Annotated in this window: 16 protein-coding genes and 1 tRNA gene; 4 read left to right on the top strand and 13 right to left on the bottom strand. The window is 64.4% G+C overall.

Annotated elements, in window-relative coordinates; translation table 11 throughout:
• Nucleotides 1-10: 10 nt before the first annotated feature.
• A complete protein-coding gene (locus tag B5483_RS16950) occupies nt 11-250 on the bottom strand; it encodes a hypothetical protein (RefSeq protein ID WP_007013028.1) in 240 nt (79 codons plus the stop codon).
• 7 nt (nt 251-257) lie between these two features.
• Complete coding sequence (gene argH / locus B5483_RS16945; RefSeq protein ID WP_079731364.1) at nt 258-1,631, bottom strand: argininosuccinate lyase; 1,374 nt, start codon at nt 1,629-1,631, stop codon at nt 258-260.
• Nucleotides 1,632-1,650: 19 nt separating this feature from the next.
• On the opposite strand from argH, the gene B5483_RS16940 reads away from it, so the two are divergent.
• Entirely contained in the window at nt 1,651-2,235 is a 585-nt protein-coding gene (locus B5483_RS16940; protein WP_054947104.1) for a TlpA family protein disulfide reductase, read from the top strand.
• 137 nt (nt 2,236-2,372) lie between these two features.
• Here B5483_RS16940 and B5483_RS16935 read toward each other — a convergent pair whose 3' ends face one another.
• The 3 genes from B5483_RS16935 to B5483_RS16925 form a co-directional block, all read right to left on the bottom strand.
• Entirely contained in the window at nt 2,373-4,331 is a 1,959-nt protein-coding gene (locus B5483_RS16935) for a TonB-dependent receptor domain-containing protein (RefSeq protein WP_245829331.1), read from the bottom strand.
• A gap of 126 nt (nt 4,332-4,457) precedes the next feature.
• The gene (locus tag B5483_RS16930) at nt 4,458-5,387 is read right to left on the bottom strand and encodes a LysR family transcriptional regulator (protein ID WP_176168088.1); all 930 of its coding nucleotides are present in this window, start codon (nt 5,385-5,387) and stop codon (nt 4,458-4,460) included.
• Between the two features lie 225 nt (nt 5,388-5,612).
• Nucleotides 5,613-5,688, bottom strand: a tRNA-Val gene (locus tag B5483_RS16925).
• 207 nt (nt 5,689-5,895) lie between these two features.
• Here B5483_RS16925 and B5483_RS16920 point away from each other — a divergent pair.
• Entirely contained in the window at nt 5,896-7,194 is a 1,299-nt protein-coding gene (locus tag B5483_RS16920; RefSeq protein WP_079731246.1) for a sensor histidine kinase, read from the top strand.
• A gap of 33 nt (nt 7,195-7,227) precedes the next feature.
• Here B5483_RS16920 and B5483_RS16915 read toward each other — a convergent pair whose 3' ends face one another.
• The 6 genes from B5483_RS16915 to dcd form a co-directional block, all read right to left on the bottom strand.
• A complete protein-coding gene (locus B5483_RS16915; RefSeq protein ID WP_054947107.1) occupies nt 7,228-8,670 on the bottom strand; it encodes an aspartate kinase in 1,443 nt (480 codons plus the stop codon).
• Entirely contained in the window at nt 8,667-9,581 is a 915-nt protein-coding gene (thpD, locus tag B5483_RS16910) for an ectoine hydroxylase (protein ID WP_079731245.1), read from the bottom strand. Before thpD ends, B5483_RS16915 begins: the two co-directional genes overlap by 4 nt.
• Nucleotides 9,582-9,599: 18 nt before the next feature.
• A complete protein-coding gene (locus B5483_RS16905; RefSeq protein WP_054947155.1) occupies nt 9,600-10,013 on the bottom strand; it encodes an ectoine synthase in 414 nt (137 codons plus the stop codon).
• Nucleotides 10,014-10,080: 67 nt separating this feature from the next.
• On the bottom strand, nt 10,081-11,412 hold the full coding sequence (gene ectB / locus B5483_RS16900; protein WP_079731244.1) for a diaminobutyrate--2-oxoglutarate transaminase: 1,332 nt from the start codon (nt 11,410-11,412) through the stop codon (nt 10,081-10,083).
• A 17-nt stretch (nt 11,413-11,429) separates the two neighbouring features.
• Complete coding sequence (gene ectA, locus B5483_RS16895; protein WP_054947156.1) at nt 11,430-11,918, bottom strand: diaminobutyrate acetyltransferase; 489 nt, start codon at nt 11,916-11,918, stop codon at nt 11,430-11,432.
• Between the two features lie 451 nt (nt 11,919-12,369).
• A complete protein-coding gene (gene dcd / locus B5483_RS16890) occupies nt 12,370-12,924 on the bottom strand; it encodes a dCTP deaminase (RefSeq protein ID WP_054947110.1) in 555 nt (184 codons plus the stop codon).
• Nucleotides 12,925-13,597: 673 nt separating this feature from the next.
• Here dcd and wecB point away from each other — a divergent pair.
• On the top strand, nt 13,598-14,737 hold the full coding sequence (gene wecB, locus B5483_RS16885; protein ID WP_079731363.1) for a non-hydrolyzing UDP-N-acetylglucosamine 2-epimerase: 1,140 nt from the start codon (nt 13,598-13,600) through the stop codon (nt 14,735-14,737).
• Nucleotides 14,715-16,016 (top strand): UDP-N-acetyl-D-mannosamine dehydrogenase, encoded by a 1,302-nt coding sequence (gene wecC / locus B5483_RS16880; protein ID WP_054947111.1) that lies wholly within the window; start codon nt 14,715-14,717, stop codon nt 16,014-16,016. The genes wecB and wecC overlap by 23 nt, the downstream gene beginning before the upstream one ends.
• A 32-nt stretch (nt 16,017-16,048) precedes the next feature.
• Here the strand turns inward: wecC and B5483_RS16875 are convergent, their stop codons facing one another.
• Together B5483_RS16875 and B5483_RS16870 are read right to left on the bottom strand one after the other, a co-directional pair.
• Complete coding sequence (locus tag B5483_RS16875; protein ID WP_054947158.1) at nt 16,049-17,557, bottom strand: amino acid carrier protein; 1,509 nt, start codon at nt 17,555-17,557, stop codon at nt 16,049-16,051.
• A gap of 158 nt (nt 17,558-17,715) precedes the next feature.
• Nucleotides 17,716-19,095 (bottom strand): L-serine ammonia-lyase, encoded by a 1,380-nt coding sequence (locus B5483_RS16870; RefSeq protein WP_079731243.1) that lies wholly within the window; start codon nt 19,093-19,095, stop codon nt 17,716-17,718.
• Nucleotides 19,096-19,190: the final 95 nt, after the last annotated feature.

Below are 19,190 nucleotides of genomic sequence, written 5' to 3'. Positions count from 1 at the left end.
TGTCAGGGGCTTATTCGGGCGGCGGGAGATCGTAGGGATCGTCCTCGCGTTCCTCGGATCGGGTGCGCAGTTCGACGCTGCGCTCGGGGATCGCCAGGGTCGGCGGATTGAGCAGTTCGTCCGAAGTCGGCTTTTCCGCGCGGCCATAGGGCGCGGGCGGCAATTGCTGCCCTTCCCGCAGCGACAGCCCCTTGCGCTGGCCGCAGGCAACCAGCGCGAGAACGAGAACGAGCGGGATGAGCTTGCGCAAGGTAGACTTACTCCAGACCGAGCGCGGACCGGGCCTCGGCCACGCGCAGGCGAACCTGATCGGGCGCGGTGCCACCGTGCGAACTGCGCGCGGCAACCGAAGCCTCGACCGAGAGCGCCTTGAATACGCGCTCGTCGATGCGGCTGTCGATCTCTTTCAGGTCTGCCAGCGGCAACCGGTCGAGCGCCAGCCCGCGGGTTTCGGCAAGCTTCACGACGGCGCCGGTGATGTGATGCGCTTCGCGGAAGGGGATGTTGCCTTCGCGCACCAGCCAGTCGGCAAGGTCGGTGGCCGTAGCAAAGCCCAGCTCGGCCGCGCCGCGCATGCGATCGGTGCGGAATTTCGTATCGGCAACCATGCCGGTCATCGCCGCGACCGACAGCGCCAGCAGGCTCGCGGCCTCGAAGACCGGCGGCTTGTCGTCCTGCATGTCCTTCGAATAGGCGAGCGGCAGGCCCTTCATCGTCATCATCAGCGCGGTGAGGCAGCCGGTGATGCGCCCGGCATGGCCGCGCACCAGTTCGGCGGCGTCCGGGTTCTTCTTCTGCGGCATGATCGAGCTGCCCGTCGACAGCGCATCGGGCAGCGACACGAAGCCGAAGGGCTGGCTAGCCCAGATGATGAATTCCTCGGCCAGGCGCGAAAGGTGCAGCGAGCACTGCGAAGCCGCCATCAGGTAGTCGAGCGCGAAGTCGCGGTCCGAAACGGAATCGAGGCTGTTGTCGGTCGGCGCATCGAAGCCCAGCGCCTGCGCGGTCATCTTGCGGTCGATCGGGAAGCCGGTCCCGGCCAGCGCTGCCGAACCGAGCGGGCTGCGGTTCATCCGCTTGCGGGCATCGGCGAAGCGCGACCGATCGCGCGAGATCATCTCGTAATAGGCCATGAGGTGATGGCCCAGGGTCACCGGTTGCGCGGTCTGCAGGTGCGTGAAGCCAGGCATGATCGAATCGGCATGCTCACCGGCGCGGGTGACGAGCGCGACCTGCAGCGCTTCCAGGCCGGCATCGATCTGGTCGATCGAATCGCGCACCCAGAGGCGGAAGTCGGTCGCCACCTGGTCGTTGCGCGAACGCGCCGTGTGCAGGCGTCCCGCCGCAGGCCCGATCAATTCGGTCAGGCGCGATTCGGTAGTCATGTGGATGTCCTCGAGGTCCCAGTCCTCGGGCACGCCGTTCGCTTCGTACTCGGCGGCAACCTTGTCGAGGCCCTCGGAAATCAGCACTGCGTCCTCGCCCGCGACGATACCGCAGGCACCCAGCATCGCGACGTGCGCCTTGCTGGCGGCGATATCCTGACGCCACAATGCCTTGTCGAAGGGGATCGAGGCATTTATCTCGCGCATGATTGCCGACGGTCCTTCCGCGAACCGTCCGCCCCACATCTGGTTGGAGCCGCCCATCTTGCTGTCTTCCCGCTCGCTCAAGTGTCTCGTCCTTACTGGCGCCCTGCTGGCCGCGGGCTGCGATAGGCAAAGCGAAGGGGAGTCGCAACCGCAGGCTTCGCAGGCGCCTGCGGAAACCGCCGCAACGGCCGAGGTCGCCTCGAAAAAGCTGGATCGCTCGCACAAGGGCGATCCGATGCCGGTCATCACGCTGGTCGACAATACCGGCGAAACACTCGACCTCGCCTCGTTCAGGGGCAAGCCGCTGCTGATCAACCTGTGGGCCACCTGGTGTGCGCCCTGCATCGAGGAAATGCCCACACTCGACGCGCTGATCGCCCGCGAGGACGAGACCGGGGTCGCCGTCCTGCCGATCTCACAGGACATGGGCCAGCCGGACAAGGCCGTGGAAATCCTGCGCCGCCGCAAGCTGGACCACATCCAGCCCTGGGTCGACGACAACGGCGACCTCGGCTTCCAGTATGGCGGCAACCTGCCGGTGACGGTGCTGTTCGACAGCAAGGGCAAGGAAGTCTGGCGCTACATCGGCGGCAACGACTGGACGAGCCCGGACGCGCTCAAGCTGATCGCCGAGGCGAAGTAGGCTTTCAGGAAGCGGGACACCGTCCGCCTGAAAGCCACCCTTCACGCCAGCCGGTTCTCCATGCCGCAGGCGGGCCATGGAGAACGGACAGCGCGTCCCCCGTGCGCCCGGACGGGGGCGGTTGGGGCAATCGGTGCTCAGAAACGGGCGGTAACGCCCATCCACAGGCGGGCCGGATCGATCACATAGGCATAGGTATCGTAGTCGACCCGCTTGTCGAGGAGGTTCTGGACCCCGCCATGTACCGTCACAGCCGGTGAGATACGGTAGGATGCGCCGACATCGACCGTGGTGTAGGAAGGCGCAACCGTGTTCTCACCGCTGATCTGGGCCTCGGTCACGGCCTCCCTGCCGCGGAAAATGGCCCGCGCATAGGCGCTCAGGCGATCGTTCGGCTGCCAGTTGAGCGAGCCCGAGGCTTGCTGCTTGGGCGTGTCATTGAGCGCCGCCCCCGCATTGGCGCCAGTGAGCTGTTCGGAATCCGTGAGCGTCCCGGATGCATTCAGCCGCAAGGTCGACGTCAGCCGCACATCGAAAGTCAGTTCCACGCCGCGAATGCGCGCTTCATCGACGTTAACGTATGTTGTCGGCAGGCGGCCGATCGAGCTCAGCGGTTCGTCGACACACCAGGCTCCGGCTGCCTGACAGGTCACACGCGTGATCTTGTCCTTGAAGCGCGTGTCATAGGCGGTGAGGCTCGCCGAAAAGCCCCCGCCGTCATAGAGGGCCGCAGCCTCGAAGGTGCGCGAAGTCTCGGCCTCGAGATCGGGATTGCCGTAGATCGTGCCGCCACGGCTCGTCTGCCCCCAATCGGCGAGTGTCTGGCGCAGTCCGGGCGCGCGGAAACCCTGCGAGTATCCACCCTTCAGGGTCACCCCGTCGCTCACATTCCAGACCAGGTAGGCACGCGGTGTCCAGTGCGCTCCGTACTGCTCGTCATTGTCCAGGCGAATGCCGCCGGTAAGGCGCAACGTGTCAAGGATCGACAGCTCGTTCTCGGCGAAGACCGCCCAGCTGCTGCGTGTCGTTCCGACCCGCGTCGAACCGGCGAGACCGTTACCGGTCAGATCGGTCAGGTCTTCAAACCGGTAGTAGCCACCAAGCGTCAGGTTGTTCGACGGCAGCGGTACGGACCAGATCGACTGCCCCACGGTATTCGCGATGCGCTTGCGTCCCTCGACATGTTCCGCATTTTCGTACTGTAGGTAACTGTTCGACGAGGCAAAGCCCCAGTCGCCGATATGCGTCACAGATCCGACGTAGCGGTTCTGGGTCATCGAGCTTTGCGTCCCGTCAGGCTCCGGACGTCTCGGATTGCTGATGCCGGACTTGCCGATGGTGGCAGTCGTTTTCTGGCGATAGTAGCCGCCCTCGACGAGAAGGCGATGCTCGGGACTGATTTCGAAGCCGAGCTTTCCGGCGATCGTCTCGTCCTTGCGTTCGGGTGTCCCGCCCGCGACATTGTCCTCCTGGCGGCGGTTGACCGATCCATTCAACTGGAGCCCGACGCCCTTGCTGACCGGCCCGGAGAGATAGAAGTTGGCATCGCCGAGATTTCCGAATTTACGGCCCAACTGCATCGTGCCGTTGGCGCGCAGGCTGCCCGACCAGTCGGTCGCGATCGCACGGGTGATGACGTTGACCACGCCGCCCATCGCGTCCGAACCGTAAAGCGAAGACATCGGTCCGCGCACCACTTCGATCCGCTCGATGGATTCCAGCGGAGGCAAAAGGCCGCCCTCGGAAATGCTGCCGCCGTTGGTTCGCGATTCACGCGCGCTCAGCCGCCGACCGTCGACAAGGATCAGGGTATATTGCGAAGACATGCCCCGGATGGAAATGTCGCGGCTGTTGCCTTCGCCCGCGGTCACCGTCACGCCCGGGATTTCCATCAGCGCGTCGGTGATCTCGCGATATGGCAGCCGTTCGATGTCTTCGCGCGTGATCACGCTGATCGAAGCGGGCGCATCCTTGACTTCCTGTTCGCGCGTCGTGGCCGTCACGACGATCTGGGAAGTGTTTGTCGCCCCCGGATCGATTCCCGCTGCTGATGCCCCGGTCGAGAAAGCGCAGATGCCGATACCTGTCGCGGCCACGCCAGAGCGCAACATGCATTTCAGAGTTCTCAAGATTGCCCACCAATAATTGCTATTGCGAATGCTTCGCACTAGCGCCTCTGGTGAGAAAGCCCCGAGGCCGCAACACTCAAGAATGAATAACCGTCATTCACCGGACCCCGGACCCGGGGGGGCGCTGGCTGACCGGATCAGCTGCGTACGAAGCCAGGTCACCGCCGGATCGTGTCGGCTGCGTTCATGCCATAAGATCCAGTACTTGAGCGTTCCCAGAACGGCAGGAGCGGGCCGGGTCGCAAGATCCGGCCTGTCGCACCAGCTCCGCGCGGCGCGTGACGGAACGACCATGACGAGATCTCCCGCCAAGAGCATCTGGGGCGCCAATGTAAAATAGGGGATCGTCATCGCTACCTTGCGATGACGGGCGGCGGCTCCCAGCTCCATTGCCACCCGATCCAGTTCCGCATCGCTGACCGACAGGCCGAGATGGGGATAGGCAACGAATGCGTCGACATCCACCGCGCCATCGTCCGCCTCCGTCAGCGGATGGCCCTTGCGCGTGACGCAGATGAAGGAATCCTCGAAGAGCAGATCATGGTGAATTTGCTCGGGTGAGGGATCGAAGCCGGTCAGGGCGAGATCGATCTCACCTGCGGCCAGTTTTCGATGCGGCGCATGCCCGAGCGGAAGAATGTCCAGCCCCATCGAAGGCGCATGCTGCCTCATCGCCGGAAGCGCCGGCTGGCATACTGCCCAGGCGCCAAAATCGGTCGTTGCTATGCGGAAGCGGCGATGAAGGTGGGTGGGATCGAATGTCGATGCGTCGAGCAGGCTAGCGGTCGCTGTCACCCAGTCGGAAAGCCTGTCGACCAGTTCCTCCCCGCGCCCCGTGCGGGCCATCCGGTTGCCAGTGCGCACCAGCAACGGGTCCTGAACGACCTCTCGCAGCCGCGCGAGATGTCGGCTCACACTGGGCTGGCTCATGCCGAGCATCATCGCCGTCGTCCCCACGCTTTTCGTCTTGAGCAGGTAGGCGAGGACAAGGATCAGGTTGGGGGACAGGTGCTGATGAATCATGAGGTCTTTATTGCACATCATTCTCATTCGCAATCAAGCGCGAAACACCGCGAAATACTATGTCACAGGACAGAGCGCATCGACTGGCCGGATACGCACCGAAAACAAGGCCTGCAGCGCAGGCACGCGGAACCCAAGACCGTCAGGCGCGACGCATTCCCATCGACGGCGCCCCGGATTTCTGCGGGCCACAACGATTACTGGGATGTGATGGATCGTGATCCGTGGTGGGCGGTGAGGGGCTCGAACCCCCGACCCTCTCGGTGTAAACGAGATGCTCTACCAACTGAGCTAACCGCCCGACATGCCGGAGCCCCGGGCCTTTACGCGAAAATGGCGGCTCGTCAACCGCCGGTTTCGTTTGCAATGCGTCTGGCGGCCACAGGGTTTCAAATCGTTGCTGGCCGTGCTTGGTAATTGACCTGGGCCGCGCCGGGTGGAAGCGAGCACGTAACAAGCGCCGCTGGACGCTTGCAGGAACGGCCAGAGCGAGAGAGGATCGAGATCAGTGACGCGCCCAGTCCCTCCCCGGCTTGCAGCCTATGTCGCGGTCGTGTTCCTTGTGCTTGTGCTGGTGCAGTTGGCCGCGAGCCTGCTGTTCTACAACGCGATCGATCGCCAGACTCTGCGCGACGATCATGCCCGCCGCGTGGCCGAACTGCTGGTGGTGAGCGACCGTGTCCACGCGCTCGATCCTGCGCGCCTCGCCGAAAGCATGACGACGCGGCATCTCTCCGCCCGTGTCGCCTCGGTGCCGCTGGTCGCGGCGCCGACCGGCGATGCCGCGCTGATGGCGATTGCCGCGCGGATCGTGGAATGGGAGCCCTCGCTGGCCGATCGTTCGCTGAACCTTGCGACCACGCGAACGGCCGGTGGCGGACGGGACCTTATCGGTTCTATCCGGCTGGGCGAGGATGACTGGCTGAACTTCCGCTCACGCGACATCAATTCGATGTGGCCGGTGGCCCTGCGCGCCACCGCACTGACGCTGGCGACGACGCTCGCCTGCCTCGCGCTGGGCCTGGGCGCGCTGCACCTGCTGACGCGGCCCCTGCGGCGGCTGACCGATGCAGCCGAGGCGATCGGCAAGGGACGGCAGGTGACGATCCGCGAAGGCGGGCCCAAGGACTTGCGCAACCTGGGCCACGCGATGAACGTCATGCAGGCGCGCATCGAACGCCTGCTGCGCGACCAGGCGCTTTCCTTCGAAGCGATCAGCCACGACCTGCGCACGCCACTGTCGCGCCAGAAAGTCGCCAGCGAACTGATCGACGATCCGGAGATCGGCGGGCTGGTGCGCGAAAGCGTGGATGAAATGGAGGACCTGCTGGCCTCGCTGCAACGGTTCCTGCGCGCGCAGCACCTGTCGGCAGAGCCCGAGACGGTCGACCTTGCGCCTTATCTCACCGAAGTGCTCGCCGGGTTCGGCGACCGCGCGAAGATTGAGGTACAGGGCCGGTCCACCGCGCGAACCTACCGCGAACCGCTGGCGTTGGCTGTCTGCGCCCTGGTCGAAAATGCCGTGCATTTCGGCGAGCGGGCGAAAGTCTCGATAGTGGAGGAGGACAGACACCACACTGTGTTTATCGAAGACGAAGGCCCGGGGATCCCGCCCGACTATTTCGAGGCGATCCTCGACCCCTTCTTCCGTCTCGACGAAGCGCGTCAGCGCGACACGAAGGGCTTCGGCCTGGGCATTCCCATGGCACACCGCTTGATGATGCGCTTCCATGGCGGGCTCTCTTTCGCCGCTTCGCCGAGCGGCGGATTGATCGCCCGCCTGAAAGTACCGACCCCGCAGGACTGATCGCCAGCCTGCGGAGCTCTGAATTGGGCGGGATCAGGCGGCGGCGCGCTGCCCCAGTCGTCCGGCGTCCTCGACAAGCGCCTCGTGCAGGGCACGGACAGCGTTGTCGAAATCGTGCGAGTTGATGATGAACTGCACGTCGACGTTGCGGATCTGGTGCTGCATTGCGAGCACATCGACCTCGGCATCCATCAGCGCCGAAAGCGCGTGGGGCACAAGGCCCGGCTCCGACAGGTCGCTGCCGATCGCCGAAACCATCGCCACCGGCTGGGATGTAATCACGGCGCCCGGGTAGGCCCGCTCCAGGTCGGTCACGATACGCTCCATCTTCGCCGCGCCGATGCCGCTGAGGTAATGGGTGATGGTGTTGGCGTTCGAGCTCTTGCTGACGATCCACGCCCCGTGTTTGGTAAGGGTTTCGAGGATCGCGGCATCGTAGCCCTTTTCACCGACCATATCCTGCTCGAAGAACTGCAGGGCCTGAACGGTCTGCAAGCCGGTGACGATCTCCACGCGCGGCTTGTCCGAGACATAGTTGCCGCGAATGAGCGTGCCTTCGTCCTCGCGGTCGAAGGTGTTGCGCACGCGCAGCGGGATTTCCGACTGGCGCAGGCCGCGCCCGGCCCGCGGGTGGATCGCTTCCATGCCGAGGTTCGCAAGCTGGTCGGCCACGTCATAGTTGGTACGGCCGATCTTGCACGCCTTGCCGGTGCCGACGAGCCTGGGATCGGCGCTGGAAAGGTGGAACTCCTTGTGGATGATCGCCTCGCGCGCTTCGGTCAGCACCGCGATGCGCGAGAAGGTCATCTCGGAATAGCCACGGGCATAACGGCGCACCATGCCGCCTTCGCAGCCGGCGTAGCCGGTGACGATCGGCATCTGCGTGGACAGGTCGACCGGCTCGAGCGCCTTGAGGATCTGGTCGTCGAGGCTGGCAAGCTCGTCGTGGTTCCAGGTGGTCAGGTCGACGAAGACCGCATTCACCCCCCGGTCGCGCAGCAGCAGCGCGGTCGAGTGCGCGGAATGCGCTTCGCCCAGTCCCGCAAGCATCTCGCGGACGGTGACCATCTGCTCCTTGAGGCAGAAGCGGCCGTGCGAACGCAGGCGGTCAAGATCGTCGAGGCAGGCATCGAGCGCCGCCACGCGGTCATCGACGAAGCGGTTCGCCTCGCGCAGGCTCTCGGGTCTGGCGAACATCTGCCTGTTGCGTTCATGCATGGCATCGCGCACGCGGGCGAGCGCATCCTGCCAGCCGCCTTCGACATCGTTGCTGGCGAAGTGGGCATAGACCCCCGCCTCGCCCGACTTCTTGTGCTCGAGCAGCAGGTCGGTCATCCCGGCATAGGCCGAAACGACGAAGATGCGGTTGTACAGGTCGGCGCCTTCGCGTCCTGCAATCAGGACATTGTCGAAGACGGTCGACGTGGCGGCCATCGAGGTACCGCCGATCTTTTCGACGCTATGGGCTGCGGTCATGCGGCAACTCCCATGAGTTCGCCCGAGACCGGCCGGATCGGCTCGACCTTGCGGGCGGCAATGAAATCGGGACGCGGCTTGGCCGCACCGAAAGGGGCAACGAGGCGATTGCTCACCGCGTTGAAAACGAAGAATGCATTGGAACGGGGGAACGGCGTGATGTTGCCGTTCGAACCATGCATGGTGTTGCAGTCGAACAGGATCACCGTACCGGGCTTGCCGGTGGGCGCCTCGATGCCGTGCTTGTGGGCAAGCTCGGCCAGGCTGTACTCGTCGGGAACACCGAACTCCTGCCTGCGCAGCGAATGCCTGTAGTGATCCTCCGGCGTTTCACCGACGCAGGTGACGAAGACGCGCTGCGAACCGGGAATGAGCATCAGCGGCCCGTTATGGGGATTGTTCTCGGCCAGAAGCACCGACATCGAGAGGCAACGCATCGCGGGCATGCCGTCTTCGGTATGCCAGGTCTCGAAGTCCGAGTGCCAGAAGAACTCCTTGCCCCTGAAGCCCGGCTTGTAGTTCAGGCGCGACTGGTGGATGTACACCTCGTCGTCGAGCAGGTAGCTGGCGACACCCGCCAGCCGTTCGTCGGCGGCCAGACGCTCCATCATCCGGCTCTGTCCATGGATCCGGAAGATCGAACGGACTTCGCGGCTGTCCGGCTCGGCAATGACGGTTTCGTCCTCCAGTCCCGCGGGATTGGAGAGAAGGCGGCCCGTCTCGGCCTGGAGCGCGGCTATTTCAGCTTCGGAAAAGACGTTTTCCAGTACGAGATAACCGTCCCGGTCAAACCGCTCGATCTGCTCGGCGGTCAGCGGCGCACCCGTTTCCCAGGCACGCCGCGCGACAGGTTCGTGACGCGCAAGCAGTTCGGGCTGCCCGGCGCATCGCGACGGATATTGATCCTGCATTGCTACCCCCGTCTGCGTTCAGTCCGAAAGCGCGGGTTCGCGCTCTGCGTCGACATCGGCGGGATAGGCACCGTTTTCGTCATGGACCTCGCGGCCGGTGACGGGCGGGTTGAACACGCAGGCGCACAGGATCTCGGTCTCGGGACGCACGATGTGCTTGTCGTTGTTGTTGAGCGCATACATCACGCCGGGCTTCAGCTCGTGGGTCTCGCCGGTACCCAGATCCTCTATCGTGCCGTTACCCTTGAGGATCAGCACGGCTTCCAGGTGGTTCTGGTAATGCATGTGGAGTTCCGCACCGGCGAACAGGGTCGTGACGTGGAACGAGAAGCCCATGCCGTCATCCTTCAGCAGCAGGCGGTCGCTGGTCCAGCCTTCCGACTTGACGTGCTTGTCGCTCTTGCGAATGTCCTTGAGCTTGCGAACGATCATGTGGTTTTCCTTGGTATTTACGTGTGAAGCCGCGTCGTGAAGGTCGGCCACGAGGGGCCGCCGCCCCTCAGGCCGCGACGTTGAGCTTGCGTTCGGTACGCGTGTCCGCGTCGTCGACAGGGGCGATCGCCTCGGCGATTGCCTCCTCGAGAATGTCGAGGCCGGCATTCAGCGTCGCGTCGTCGATGACGAGCGGGGCAAGCACCTTGACGATCTCGTCGTAGGCGCCGCTGGTCTCGATGATCAGGCCCTCATCGAAGCAGGCCCCGGTAATCTTGTCGGCTACCCCGCCGCTGCCGACGTTGATGCCGCGCATCATGCCGCGACCGCGGGTCGAAAGGCCGTGGCGACGCGCAATGCGTTCCAACCGCTGCTCGAGAATGCCACCGCGGCGGGCAATGTCGTCGGCAAAGGACGGATCGGCCCAGAATTCGCGCAATGCCGCCGTCGCGGTGACGAAAGCATGGTTGTTGCCGCGGAAGGTGCCGTTGTGCTCGCCCGGGTTCCACACGTCGAGTTCGGGGCGGAACAGGGTCAGCGCAAAGGGCAGGCCCATGCCCGAGAGCGACTTCGCCAGGGTGACCACGTCGGGGGTGAAGCCCATGTCCTCGAAGCTGAAGAATCCGCCGGTGCGGCCGCAGCCCGCCTGGATGTCGTCGACGATCATCAGCGCGCCGTGCTTCTTGGCGAGCGCTGCGATCTTGCGCAGCCATTCCGGACGCGCGGCGTTGAGGCCGCCTTCGCCCTGGACGGTTTCGACCAGGAATGCCGCCGGGGCATCGAGGCCGCTCGACGGGTCGGCAAGGCGCTGCTCGAGCAGGTCCGCAGTATCGACGTCGCCGCCGAAGTAGCCGTCGAACGGCTCATGGCTGACGTGGTTGAGCGGAACGCCGGCGCCGCCGCGCTTGCCGGCATTGCCGGTGCAGGCCAGTGCGCCCAGGGTCATGCCATGAAAGCCGTTGGTGAAGGCGATCACCATTTCACGACCCGTCACCTTGCGGGCCAGCTTGATCGCTGCCTCGACGGCGTTCGTGCCGGTCGGACCGGTAAACATGGCGCGATAGTCCAGGCCGCGTGGACGCAGGATCACGTCCTCGAAGGTCTTGAGAAAGTCGGACTTGGCATCGGTGTGCAGGTCCAGCGCATGGGTCACCCCGTCGCTGGCGATGTAGTCCATGAGCGCCTGCTTGAGCACCGGGTGGTTGTGTCCGTAGTTGAGCGAGGAGCAGCCCGACAGGAAGTCGAGATAGCGTCCGCCCTCGCTGTCATGCATCCATACGCCCTGCGCGCGGTTGAACTGCCGCGGCATGGAACGGGAGTAGCTGCGCACTCCGGATTCACGGCGGTCGTAAATGGCGGTGTCGGGCGATTTGGCGCTCGGCTTGGGAGTCGTCATCATCTCAGGTGTTTCCCTGTTCAGTTGAATTGGGCGGACGGCAGCGGCGAAATGCTCGCCTGCCATTCCGTGTCATGCGCACCTGCGAAGTGCGCCTCGCGCTCGAAGCGCGGTTGTTTGGTCAGCTCGGCGCCATGGCGGCGCGCGAAGGCCCTGAAGAGGCCCCATGAAGCGTCGTTGGTTTCGGTCACGGTCGTCGTGAGCGTGGTCGCCCCCTTCACGGCGGGGCGCGCAATCAGTTCATCGAGCATGCGCCCGCCCAGACCCAGGCCGCGCGCCGAAGCGTCGACGGCAACCTGCCAGACGAAGATTCGCTCGGGATGAGAAGGGGGCCGGTAGCCGGAAATCCATCCGACGATCTGGCCATCCCTTTCAGCGACGACGCAGGTATCGGCGAAGTCGCTGCACTGCAGGAGGTTGCAGTAAGCGGAATTGGTATCGAGCGGCGGCGATGCGGCAATCAGCGCCGAGATCGCGGGCCCGTCTTCGGCCTGCGGACATCTCAGCACCAGGCGGTCATCGCCGGTCGTTCGTTTGGGGCCCTCCGGATCGTCCCGGTGGCCGGGTTTGCTCAAACTTTCTTCGAAAATTACTTCACCCTCCAAAGCACATTCTAGTGCTTGGTTATCCTCGCTCTCACGCTTTGGACGCCTTCACATAGTTTTTCGTGGAATTTTTGCAACAGCCAGACCTGCATCCCTCGGCCATATCCTTCATAATTCGAATTAGATAGTTAGGATAAAAAAGCATCGGCAGATGTACCGCAAGGCCCCGCAAACACTGGCGTCTGCGGGACCAGGCGAAGCCCCGGCAGGAACCTGCGCTGCACTGCGAAAAAATTTATTGTCGGAAGGGCGTCAGACGCGTTGCGAAAGGCGAATCGCGAAAGAGCCAGACACTATTGCGCGCCGGCCCGATCTGAAACGGCCTGCATTCGGACTGGAATTCGGGGCGCGCGCCTTACAGGCGCGGAAGGGTCACGCCGCGCTGGCCCATGTACTTGCCGGCACGGTCGGCATAGCTCGTTTCGCAGGGCTCGTTGCCCTTCAGGAACAGGAACTGGCAGGCGCCTTCGTTCGCATAGATCTTGGCGGGCAGCGGCGTCGTGTTCGAGAATTCAAGGGTGACGTGCCCTTCCCAGCCCGGCTCCAGCGGCGTGACGTTCACGATGATGCCGCAACGCGCATACGTGGACTTGCCCAGGCAAATGACGAGGACGTCCTTGGGCACGCGGAAATACTCCACCGTGCGCGCCAGCGCGAAGGAATTGGGCGGGATCACGCAGACGTCGGTTTCGCGATCGACGAAGGAATTCGCGGCGAAGTCCTTGGGGTCGACCACGGCCGAATCGACATTGGTGAAGATCTTGAACTCCGGCGCGACGCGCGCATCGTAGCCATAGGAGGACAGGCCATAGGAAATGCATCCGTCGCGGCGCTGCGCCTCGACGAAAGGCTCGATCATGCCGTTTTCCTGCGCCTGCTGGCGGATCCACTTGTCGCTCAGAATTGCCATGACCGGTTGATTCCCCAAGGCCGCCCTCGGGGCAAGTGGCGACGCAAATTTGTCCACCGAGGCGAAGCCACGAAGAAGCGCAGACAACCGAAGCGACCCGAAGCAGCCCGCACGCCCCCGCGGAGCGATATGCAGCATGGGCATTACCCATCGCGCGCCAGACAGCCTCTTGAGGCAGGCGCTGCGCCGACTTCGGCTATAACCCCATGGAAAACGGCGATAGTTTACGGCGCCTTCATTACGACTGGATCGAATCGGCGCCCTATGATCTACTTCAATTGCGACCCGAAGGGCCTGTGTATACATTAGGCTCTTAACACCTTGAACGGCAGCTTAATCGGGCTGCCGTTTCTTTATCGTTATCCAAAAACTGTAGGCACCTCTCCCGCGCCAAAGACAACGAGAAGTATCGTTTACAGGACCCGCCCACAGCAAGTCCGATCAATACTTTATCTTCAGCGTCTGATTGGGATCATATACCCTCAATCTCACGTTTGCACGTATCATTTCGCGCCAAGTGCTCGAAAAGACATTAAAATCCGGTCACCCCTGAAAGCCCCCATGGCGGCGGCGGCCGTCAAGTCGCACAATGGCCGGCATGGCCGCCTCGCGGCAGCGCCGCCGCTTGCGGCTTTAGACGATGATTAACCACACGGTGATAGTCCGGAGCGCGATGACCCAGCCTACCCGCATTCTCGTTATCTTCGGCACGCGTCCCGAAGCGATCAAGCTCTTCCCCGTCATCCATGCGCTGAAGGCCGATCCGCGCTTCGAATGCGTCGTCTGCGTCTCGGCGCAGCACCGGCAGATGCTGGACCAGGTGCTGGACATCGCGCGGATCGTGCCCGACCACGATCTCGACGTGATGCAGCCCGACCAGACGCTCGACGCGCTGACCGCAAGCCTGCTGACCGGCATCGGCAAGGTCATGGACCAGGTGAAGCCGGACCGCGTGATCGTGCAGGGAGACACCGCGACGGCGATGTCGGGCGCGCTCGCCGCCTATTACCGCAAGGTGCCGGTCGATCATGTCGAGGCGGGACTGCGCTCCAACAACATCTATCACCCCTGGCCCGAGGAGGTGAACCGCAAGATCATCGGGGCCATGGCCAGACTGCACTTCGCGCCGACCGAAACCTCGGCCACGGCGCTGGCAAAGGAAAACGTCGATCCCGCGCGCGTCCATGTCACGGGCAACACGGTGATCGATGCCCTGCACTGGGTGAGCGCGCGGATCGAGGCCCAGCCGCACCTTGCCGCCGGGCTGGCAGACCTCGAAGCGAGGTTCGCCGGCAAGCGCATCATCGGCGTCACCAGCCACCGGCGCGAGAATTTCGGCGAAGGCATGGAGCAGATCGCGACGGCCATCCGCCGCATCGCCGAGCGTCCGGATACGGCGGTGATCTTCCCTGTCCACCTCAATCCCAACGTACGGCGGGTGATGAACGAGCGTCTCTCCGGGCTGGACAACGTCGCCCTGATCGAGCCGCTCGACTACCCGCACTTCGCGCGCCTGCTCAATATCGCCGAGATCATGCTGACCGACAGCGGCGGCGTGCAGGAGGAAGCCCCGGCGCTGGGCAAGCCCGTCCTGGTCATGCGCGAGACTACCGAACGCCCCGAGGGCGTGGAGGCTGGAACCGCGAAACTCGTCGGAACTTCGGCCGAGACGATCGTTACCGAAATATCAACCTTGCTCGACGATACCGTGGCTTACGAGGCCATGGCGCGCGCCCACAATCCTTTTGGGGACGGGCAATCCGCGCGCCGAATCGTGGAGCTGCTAGCGAATGAAATCGGACAAGAAGCCTGACGTCTGCGTCGTCGGACTGGGCTATATCGGACTTCCCACCGCCGCCGTGATCGCCCGCGCCGGATGCCGCGTCCTGGGCCTCGACGTTTCGCAGAAGGTCGTCGACACGATCAACCGCGGCGAAATCCACATCGAGGAAGTCGATCTCGACGGTCTCGTCCACGGTGTCGTCTCGCGCGGGCTGCTTTCCGCCTCGACCGAAGTGGCGCCCGCGGACGTCTTCGTCATCGCCGTGCCCACGCCTTTCGACAAGGATCACGCGCCCGACATTTCCTATGTCCTGTCCGCCGGCCGCACGATCGCCCCGGTGCTCAAGCAGGGTGACGTCATCATCCTGGAATCGACTTCGCCGGTCGGCACCACCGAGCGACTGCGCGACCTGATCGCCGAGATGCGCCCTGACCTGAAGATTCCCGGCCTGACCGGCGAGATCCCCGACATCTCGATTTCCTACTGCCCGGAGCGCGTACTGCCCGGCCGCATTCTGGAAGAGCTGACCAACAACGACCGCTCGATCGGCGGCATCACCCCGCGCTGCGCGCGCAAGGCGCTGGCCTTCTACAAGCGCTTCGTGCGCGGCGAATGCGTCACCACCGATGCGCGCTCGGCGGAGATGACCAAACTGGTCGAGAACGCCTATCGCGACGTCAACATCGCCTTCGCCAACGAACTGTCCATCGTCGCCGACCGCATGGGCCTCGACGTGTGGGAAGTGATCCGCCTCGCCAACCGGCATCCGCGCGTCAACATCCTGTCACCCGGTCCCGGCGTGGGCGGCCACTGCATCGCCGTCGACCCCTGGTTCATCGTCCACGGTGCTCCGGAGGAGACTCCGCTGATCCGCACCGCGCGCGGCGTCAACGACGGCAAGATGCACCACGTGATCGCCAAGGCCGAAGCACTGGTGGAAGCGCATCCGGGTGCGAAAGTCGCCTGCCTCGGCCTTGCCTTCAAGGCCAACATCGACGACTTCCGCGAAAGTCCGGCGCGTTTCGTCGCCAGCCGCCTTGCCCGCAGGTTCGGGGAACGCATCCACATCGTCGAGCCCTATGCCGCCGAATTGCCGATCGAGTTTACCGACACCGGGGTGCGCCAGATCGACATCGACGATGCGCTGGAAGCCTGCGACATCCTGATCGTTCTGGTCGACCACGACGTCTTCCGCGTCGTGCCGTTGGCCGAACGGGCGAACAAGCTGGTCTACGATACCCGCGGCATCTGGCCCGACCAGCCCCGCGCGGTGCGCGAGACGGAAACCGCCCTGCGTCTGGTCGGCTGATCGCGCCGAACGCGCGCAGGGCGGCCTCCCCGTTATTCTTCGCGCATTGCGACGTGGTGATCGCGGCCGGCGTTCCTGTCGCCCCGGGCGAGCTTGAACACCACGCCCGACAGCGCCGCCAGCGCGATCAGGTTGGGCACGGCCATCGTCGCATTGGCGATGTCGCCCAGGCGCCAGACGAGCTGAAGCGGCTGGCTCGCGCCGATGAACACGGCGAGACACCACAGCACGCGCCAGATGTAGTGCAGGATTTTCTCGCCCCGCGCACTGGCGCCCGGCACCTTGTCGTAAAGGAAGGTGATCGCGCGCTCGCCGTAGTAGCTGAAAGTCAGCAGGGTCGAGAAGACGAAGAGGATCAGCGCCAGCGAGGCAATGATGCTGCCGATCGCAAGCCCCCCGACCTGTACCGGGAAAGCGGCGGCAAAGGCCCCTGAAGTCATCGCGAAGCCGGTCAGGTCCGATTGCCAGGCGTGCTTCACCGCATGTCCGCCGCCGGTGAAGTTGCCTTCGACGGTGAGGATCACCAGCGCGGTCATGGTGCAGATGACGATGGTGTCGATGAAAGTGCCCATCATCGCCATGCGGCCCTGCACTTCCGGGTCGTCGGTCTGGGCGACGGCGTGGGCCATCGGGGTGGTGCCCTGCCCGGCCTCGTTGGAGAACAGGCCGCGCGCGACGCCGGCGCGCAGGGCGAGCATGATCCCGGCACCGACGAAACCGCCGACCGCCGACTGACCCGAAAAGGCACCGCCGAAAATGCGCCCGAACGTTTCAGGGATGTCCTTGATGTCCAGCAGGATCGCGATGAGGGCCATGAGAATGTAGGTGCCGGCCATGAACGGCACGATCTTCTCTGCCACGGCGCCGATCGACTTGATGCCGCCGATGATGACGACGAAGACGGCGATCGCGGCGATCAGGCCGCCGAGCCATTCGTCGATGCCGAACAGTTCGTTCATGCCATCGGCCACTGCATTGGCCTGGATCGCGTTGCCGGTGATGATCGTCGAGATCAGCGTGCCGATACAGAAGATGACCGCAAGCCAGGTCCACTTCGGGCCAAGCCCGCGCACGATGTAGGTCATCGGGCCGCCGCGCCAGTAGCCCTCCAGCGACTTCTCGCGAAACCGGATCGCCAGCGAACCTTCGGCAAAGGCCAGCGCCATGCCGATCAGTGCGGTAACCCACATCCAGAAGATCGCGCCCGGGCCGCCCAGGGCAAGGGCAGTGGCGACGCCGGCCATGTTGCCGGTGCCGACCTGTCCGGACAGCGCGGTCGAAAGCGCGGCGAACGGGCTGATTTCACCCGATCCGGCGCCCTTGCGCCCGCGGAAAAGCCCCGCGAAGGCATTGCCCAGCTTGCGCAACGGATAGAAGCGCAGGCCGATCATCATGTAGAGGCCGACGCCCAGCAGAACGATGACCATCGGCGGGAAAGGCAGGACGACAGCGCCGTCCCAGGTGCCGCCCCAGATGAAGTCCGAGATGTTGGTAATGCGGTCGATCAGGCCGGTATCCTGCTGAACCGCAGCCGCCCCCATATTCAAGATCGTCATTCGCTGGCTTTCCCCTGTTTGCCGCCTTGCGACGTCTTTGCCCCGTTCTGCAGATCGACGGGCTCAATTGCGGGATCGTGAACTAAAGTTGCGCGATGGGAAAGGTCCTATCCGAAACGGACAAGGGGTCCAGTCCGGCGCGATCAACAGGCCACGACGTTGATGGCGAGCCCGCCCTGGCTCGTCTCCTTGTATTTGCTCGACATGTCGACGCCGGTCTGGCGCATCGTTTCGATCACCTGGTCGAGCGAGACGCGCGGCGTTTCGCCTGCGTGCAGCGCGAGCTTGGCGGCATTGACCGCCTTGACCGCGGCAATGGCATTGCGCTCGATGCACGGGATCTGGACGAGCCCGCCGACCGGATCGCAGGTGAGGCCAAGGTTGTGTTCCATGCCGATCTCTGCCGCAGCGGTGACCTGTTCGGGCGTGCCGCCCCAGACCGCCGCAAGCCCTGCGGCCGCCATCGAGCAGGCAACGCCGACCTCGCCCTGACAGCCCATCTCCGCGCCCGAAATCGAGGCGCGCTGCTTGTAGAGCATGCCGATCCCGGCAGCCGTCAGCAGGTAGCGGCGCGCCTTGACGGCCACCGCGCTGCTGCCCTCGCTGCAGTACTGGCGCAGCAGCGCGGGGATGATGCCTGCCGCACCATTGGTGGGCGCGGTGACGACCCGGCCGCCCGAGGCGTTCTCCTCGTTCACCGCCATGGCATAGAGGTTGAGCCAGTCCATCAGCGTTTCGGCCTGGTTGTCCTGCGGGCGCGCAATCAGGTTCTGGTGGATCGAGCGGGCGCGGCGGCGGACCTTGAGTTCGCCGGGCAACTGCCCCTCGCGCGACAGGCCGCGATCGATGCAGGCGTTCATCGCCTGGGCGATTGCATCGAGGCCCGCCATCGTCTCATCTTCCGGACGCCAGGCCGCCTCGTTCGCCAGCACGACCTCGCAGATCGCCATGTTCTCACGTGCGCAGATTTCCAGCAGCTGCGCTCCGGAGCCGAAAGGCAGGCGCACCGGCGGGCCGAAAATCAGCTCGTCGTTGCGCGCCGTCTGCTCAAGCTGCGCGCGGCTGGAAAAGAACCCGCCGCCGGTCGAGTAGAAATCCTCTTCGGCGATCTTCGCACCGGCCGCATCGTAGGCGCAGAGCACCATCCCGTTGGGATGCAGGTCGGGCATGCAGGCGAAGTCGAGCACGAGGTCCGTCTGCGGGGCGAAGCCGATCTCGTGCTCGCCCAGCAGGGATACCCGGCCCGTTTCGCGCACGGCGGCGACGGCTGCATAGGCTGCCTCGGGATCGACGGTCTCCGGGCGAAAGCCGCACAGGCCGATGATGCACGCATCGGGTGTGCCGTGCCCTTGCCCGGTCAGCGCCAGCGATCCCTGCAAGCCGATGCGCACCCGCGCCACCTCGCTCAATCGGCCGCGCTCGCGCAGGTCTAGGAGGAACGCGGTCGCAATGCGCATCGGCCCGACGGTGTGGGAACTCGATGGGCCAAGGCCGATGCGAAACAGGTCGAGAGCGGAAATCACTGCTGGGGGCCATTCCTGTGAACGGGTGAAGTCATCCCCGGGGGGCCTGCGGCCTCAAGGGGTCTCTGCTTGGGAAGACGCACGGATAGGCCCAT

This window comes from Novosphingobium mathurense (genome assembly GCF_900168325.1).
Taxonomy (GTDB): Bacteria; Pseudomonadota; Alphaproteobacteria; order Sphingomonadales; family Sphingomonadaceae; genus Novosphingobium; species Novosphingobium mathurense.
The sequence above is the reverse complement of the archived record's forward strand: the minus strand, read 5'-3'. Positions and strand labels throughout refer to the sequence as shown.

Excerpts from the sequence above, each read along its gene's own strand:
- argH (WP_079731364.1), bottom strand. The coding sequence starts at position 1,631 with ATGTGGGGCGGACGGTTCGCGGAAGGACCGTCGGCAATCATGCGCGAG.
- B5483_RS16930 (WP_176168088.1), bottom strand. The coding sequence starts at position 5,387 with ATGATTCATCAGCACCTGTCCCCCAACCTGATCCTTGTCCTCGCCTAC.
- B5483_RS16915 (WP_054947107.1), bottom strand. The coding sequence starts at position 8,670 with ATGACCGCAGCCCATAGCGTCGAAAAGATCGGCGGTACCTCGATGGCC.
- thpD (WP_079731245.1), bottom strand. The coding sequence starts at position 9,581 with ATGCAGGATCAATATCCGTCGCGATGCGCCGGGCAGCCCGAACTGCTT.
- B5483_RS16905 (WP_054947155.1), bottom strand. The coding sequence starts at position 10,013 with ATGATCGTTCGCAAGCTCAAGGACATTCGCAAGAGCGACAAGCACGTC.
- ectB (WP_079731244.1), bottom strand. The coding sequence starts at position 11,412 with ATGATGACGACTCCCAAGCCGAGCGCCAAATCGCCCGACACCGCCATT.
- dcd (WP_054947110.1), bottom strand. The coding sequence starts at position 12,924 with ATGGCAATTCTGAGCGACAAGTGGATCCGCCAGCAGGCGCAGGAAAAC.
- wecB (WP_079731363.1), top strand. The coding sequence starts at position 13,598 with ATGACCCAGCCTACCCGCATTCTCGTTATCTTCGGCACGCGTCCCGAA.
- wecC (WP_054947111.1), top strand. The coding sequence starts at position 14,715 with ATGAAATCGGACAAGAAGCCTGACGTCTGCGTCGTCGGACTGGGCTAT.
- B5483_RS16875 (WP_054947158.1), bottom strand. The coding sequence starts at position 17,557 with ATGGGGGCGGCTGCGGTTCAGCAGGATACCGGCCTGATCGACCGCATT.